The sequence below is a fragment of the Candidatus Protofrankia californiensis genome (assembly GCF_900634765.1).
GTDB lineage: Bacteria > Actinomycetota > Actinomycetes > Frankiales > Frankiaceae > Protofrankia > Protofrankia californiensis.
Genome location: NZ_CAAAFT010000093.1, coordinates 10320 through 14578, shown reverse-complemented (window position 1 = coordinate 14578; position 4259 = coordinate 10320). Strand labels below are relative to the sequence as shown.

General features: G+C 66.9%; 6 protein-coding genes. 2 read left to right on the top strand and 4 right to left on the bottom strand.

The window, feature by feature from the left end; genetic code table 11:
- Positions 1–380: 380 nt before the first annotated feature.
- Positions 381–611 carry a biotin/lipoyl-binding carrier protein gene (locus DD1DGNOD_RS05510; RefSeq protein WP_131765544.1) on the bottom strand — a complete coding sequence of 77 codons (231 nt, stop codon included), beginning with the start codon at positions 609–611 and terminating at the stop codon, positions 381–383.
- A gap of 281 nt (positions 612–892) precedes the next feature.
- Here DD1DGNOD_RS05510 and DD1DGNOD_RS05505 point away from each other — a divergent pair, with 281 nt between their 5' ends.
- On the top strand, positions 893–1534 hold the full coding sequence (locus DD1DGNOD_RS05505; RefSeq protein WP_131765543.1) for a DUF5317 domain-containing protein: 642 nt from the start codon (positions 893–895) through the stop codon (positions 1532–1534).
- 39 nt (positions 1535–1573) lie between these two features.
- Positions 1574–1648, top strand: coding sequence for a 50S ribosomal protein bL37 (locus DD1DGNOD_RS31055; protein ID WP_369809780.1), 75 nt, complete (start codon positions 1574–1576; stop codon positions 1646–1648).
- Between the two features lie 182 nt (positions 1649–1830).
- Here the strand turns inward: DD1DGNOD_RS31055 and DD1DGNOD_RS05500 are convergent, their stop codons facing one another.
- The 3 genes from DD1DGNOD_RS05500 to DD1DGNOD_RS05490 are packed head-to-tail and all read right to left on the bottom strand — an operon-like array spanning position 1831 to position 4035.
- Positions 1831–2781 (bottom strand): GDP-mannose 4,6-dehydratase, encoded by a 951-nt coding sequence (locus DD1DGNOD_RS05500; protein WP_131769592.1) that lies wholly within the window; start codon positions 2779–2781, stop codon positions 1831–1833.
- Positions 2782–2830: 49 nt separating this feature from the next.
- Positions 2831–3115 carry a mycothiol system anti-sigma-R factor gene (gene rsrA, locus DD1DGNOD_RS05495; RefSeq protein WP_131765541.1) on the bottom strand — a complete coding sequence of 95 codons (285 nt, stop codon included), beginning with the start codon at positions 3113–3115 and terminating at the stop codon, positions 2831–2833.
- Positions 3112–4035 (bottom strand): sigma-70 family RNA polymerase sigma factor, encoded by a 924-nt coding sequence (locus tag DD1DGNOD_RS05490; RefSeq protein ID WP_346434271.1) that lies wholly within the window; start codon positions 4033–4035, stop codon positions 3112–3114. The genes rsrA and DD1DGNOD_RS05490 overlap by 4 nt, the downstream gene beginning before the upstream one ends.
- Positions 4036–4259: the final 224 nt, after the last annotated feature.

Below are 4259 nucleotides of genomic sequence, written 5' to 3'. Positions count from 1 at the left end.
ACCCGCGGACCTGTAGTTCCGTAGTTCCGTAGTACTGATGACGGGTCCGCGGGTCCGGGTAGAACATCGGACGGCCCGCCCGATGTTCTACCCTCGGTACCATGACTCCAGAGGGTCTCAGGCAGCGCGATCATGCTTCCCCCGCGTCCGGGTCGCTCAGCGGGACGGAGACGGCCTTCTGCGACCGGTGCGGGCAGTCGCTCGCGGACAGCGGGCACGACACCTGCATCCAGGCACGGCTGTTGGAACCACCGCGGTTCTGCCGGACCTGCCGGCGACGGATGGTCGTCCAGATCACGCCGACCGGATGGACGGCCAGCTGCACCGAACACGGCACAATCGCAGGTTGACCTCCGGCCCTGCCGGCCGCAGGCCCGCGGTCAGGCCACCGGAAGCTGGTCGAGGAGGGCGATCAGGTCCCCTTCCTGAACGACGTCTCCTTCCTGGACCGCGATCTGGGCAACCCGACCACCGTCCTCGCTGAGTACCGGAATCTCCATCTTCATGGAGTCGAGAATCACCAGCGTGTCACCGGCCGACACAGTGTCACCGACACCGACCACGACCTTCCACACGTTGGCCACCATCTCAGCCCGAACTTCCTCGGCCACGGCTCCCCTTCCCTGTCCCGAGCGTTCCTTCTCCCGCGCAGACATGTGCACAGCGTGAGCGTAGTGTGTGGCCGCACCCGGCCGCTGCGCGCCACGTCGACAAAGAAAGTCCCTGTTCGACCGCTGATTCACCCAAGCTCTTAACGCGGCGGTAGCAACTCCCACCCAAAGCCCGGCAACGATCTTCCCTGAACGGTCGGGGGAGCCGGCGCAGGCAGCACAGACATGCCGGAATGCCGCGCTTGCGATCGAAGGCCCGCCGGACGACGCACACTACGAGGGTGTTCGTTCTCCTTGTGCTTGCCCTGGTGGGCGGTGTCACCGTAGGACTGATCCGCGGTGGCACGCTGGACGCTCTGGTCCGTGTCTATGTGTCACGCCCGTGGGTGTTCGTGGCCGCGATCGCGACCCTGATCGCCGGCCGGCTCGTCCCCGGCCTGCATGCGGCCGCATGGGTGGTGGCCACGGTGGCAATCGTGCTGTTCGCCGCGGCGAACTCCCGTCTTCCCGGCGTCGGCCTGCTGTGGGTCGGGATCGCACTGAACACCGTGGTAATCCTCGCCAACGGCGGCCGGATGCCGGTTTCACTGTGGGGAGCCGAGCGGGCCGGGGTGCCCGTCAGCGAGCTGCGAGCCTCCGCCCAGCACACACCGGGCGGTGCCGACACGGTCCTGCGCCCGGCCACCGACGTGATTCCGCTGGCGTTTCCCAACGCGGCAGCCGTCGTCAGCATCGGCGACGTCCTGGTCGCCTCCGGCATCGGACTGTTCGGCGCGGTCGCGCCGGTACGGGCGCGCCGAGCTCTCGAGTCCCGCCGCGTCCGTGACACGCCGGCCGCCGGCGTCCGTCCCGACGATGATCCGAAGGCCGACGATCCGGACCTCGCCTCCGCCGAACCCGCGGATGCTCACCTCGGCCAGTAGCCATGACAGGATGGCCCGAGCAGAAAGGAGGTCCCTGACGTGGCGAAGAAGAAGCGCAAGCGGCGTGCACGCGCCAAGCACAAGGCCAACCACGGCAAGCGCCCGAACACCTGAGCCGTTCGGACCGCGGTCGGTCTCAGGCACCTATATTGTCAATTCGGCTACTGTTCGCGTCCTTTATATGATTTTGAGTAATATTTGGGGTGCGGCAATGGCCCGGTGAGGCCTCACCGGGCCACGGCGATCGGCGAACAGCGGCGATCGGCGAACAGGCCGGTAGCGGGAGAAAGCGCCGATCAGCCGGTGGCGGTGTGGGCTCGCAGCCATTCGACGGTCTGCCTCAGCCCGCTGTCCAGATCGACCTGGGGCCGCCAGCCGACCAGCCGGGCCGCCTTGCTGACGTCGAGTGCGATCCGCTGCAGCTCACCCGGTCGGGGCGGGACGAACTCGGGAGCATCCGCCACCCCGACGATCTCCGCAATTGTGCGATGCAGATCCCGGACGGCCGTCTGGGTGCCTGTGCCGACGTTGAGGCGTTCGCCGTTGGCGGCATCCGGCGGGACGGACCGGGCGAAGGCGTCCGCGACATCGCCGACGAAGACGTAGTCACGGGTGGTCGCGCCGTCACCGAAGATCCTCGTCGGGCGGCCCTCGAGCATCGCCGTCCCGAAGATCGCCACCACCCCGGCCTCGCCGTGCGGATCCTGCCGGGGCCCGTAGACGTTCCCCAGTGCCAACGCCGTCGTGGCCAGCCCATATGTGGACCGGTACACGGACAGGTAGAGCTCGCCGGCTGCCTTGCCCGCGGCGTACTGCGACTCGGGAGCTACCGGCGCGGTCTCGTTGACCGGCAGCTGCTGCGGCGTCCCGTAGATCGAACCGCCGGACGACGTGTGGATGAATTTTGCGACGCCGGCCAGCCGGCTCGCCTCAAGCACGTTGATCGTTCCCAGCACGTTCAGCCGGGCGTCGAGCAATGGATCGCTGATACTCACCCGCACGTCGATCTGTGCCGCCAGATGCAGGACGACATCGGGACGGATCCGCCCGATGACACCGAGGAGCTCGGCAGACGTTATATCCACCTTCTCGAATGAAAATCGGTGGTCACGCAGGGCGGGGCCGAGGTTCTCCAGCCGACCGGTGGACAGGTCGTCGATCCCGACGACGTCGTGGCCGTCGGCAAGCATACGGTCAGTGACCGTGGAACCGATAAAACCGGCCGCGCCGGTGACGAGGATACGCACGGCATGAGAGCCTAACCGCCATCAGACGGCCGGCCGCCACAGGCAAGCCCTATTCGGTGCGGAACTCTGCCGCGTCCGCGTCGATACGGGCGGCACGCAACCGTTCCAGAACGCTCTCCCTGAGGGACTCGGGAGCACGCTCGCCGCCGCACCTGCGGGCTACCAACAGCTTCACCTCGTGTTCCACGCCGAACTCGCGAAGGCATGGGGAGCATTCGTCCAGATGTGAACGAACCAGGTGCTTGTGGTCGAAGTCGATCTCGCCGTCGAGGTAGAGGTAGACCGCTTCCAGCACCTTCCGGCAGTCGACCGCGTGCGGGCCCCCACAGCTCACAACCCACCGCCGTCGGCCTCGGAGCTGCCCGCTCGGACAAGGCCACGTTCCCGGGCGTAGTGCCCGAGAGCCGTGCGCAGCCCGCGGCGGCCACGATGCAGGCGTGACATCACGGTACCGATCGGGGTACCCATGATCTCCGCGATCTCCTTGTAGGCGAACCCCTCGACATCGGCAAGATACACCGCAATCCGGAAATCCTCGGGCAGCGCCTGGAGTGCCTCCTTGACGTCGCTGTCCGGCAGATGCTCCAACGCCTCGGTCTCAGCGCTCTTCAGGCCGCTGGACGTGTGCGACTCCGCATCGGCAAGCTGCCAGTCCTCGACCTGCTCGGTCGGGCTCTGCAGCGGTTGGCGCTGACGCTTGCGGTAGGTGTTGATGAAGGTGTTCGTCAGGATGCGGTAGAGCCATGCCTTGAGATTTGTACCTTCCTGGAACTGGTGGAAGGCCGCGAACGCCTTGACAAAGGTCTCCTGCACCAGATCTTCGGCATCGGCGGGGTTTCGCGTCATCCGCAGCGCCGCCGCATAAAGTTGATCAAGAAAAGGCAAGGCGTCTCGCTCGAAGCGGCTGCTCCGCTCCTCGACGGTCTCGTCGACCAGGACCACTCCCTCGTTCCTTGGGTCGTCCGCGGCGTGCCGGCTCACGGACGTGCCGGCGGCCCCTGAAACGGACGATACCCCGGCAGGTGCGTGCGCGCGTGCAGAAAAGTCACCGGTGACGGCAGGTTCCGGGACGGTCGGCCACCGATCGAGAGGGCCGATCGGACCATCATGGGGACGGGGAGCCGGCGCGGGCGTCGATGCGGTGTTGCGGGCACAGGCAACCAGCGACCCGGGGACCTGGGCCTCCGGCCGCGCGAAAGAAACATCATCGCGCCGCTTCTGGCCCTCTAGCCCGGTTGCGAACTGGGCAGTCATCGAACCTCCGAGTGGATGTCCCTGCCGGCCGAAATCAACACGATCATGGGGGCCGGCGAATCACGGAACGATCCCCCCGGCCCGTCTGTTCTCCCGTGTCGCGGACGGCTCCAAGGATCCTTGCAGGTGACGTAACTGTCCGACCAGCCGTCGGATTCCCGCCCGTGGCCCAGGGCCTTGGACCTCCGGCAGTGCGAAAAAGCATGATCGCACTGCCTTTGGCC

Bases quoted from the DNA above. Each gene is read 5' to 3' on its own strand.
- DD1DGNOD_RS05490 (WP_346434271.1), bottom strand. From the start codon at position 4,035: ATGACTGCCCAGTTCGCAACCGGGCTAGAGGGCCAGAAGCGGCGCGAT.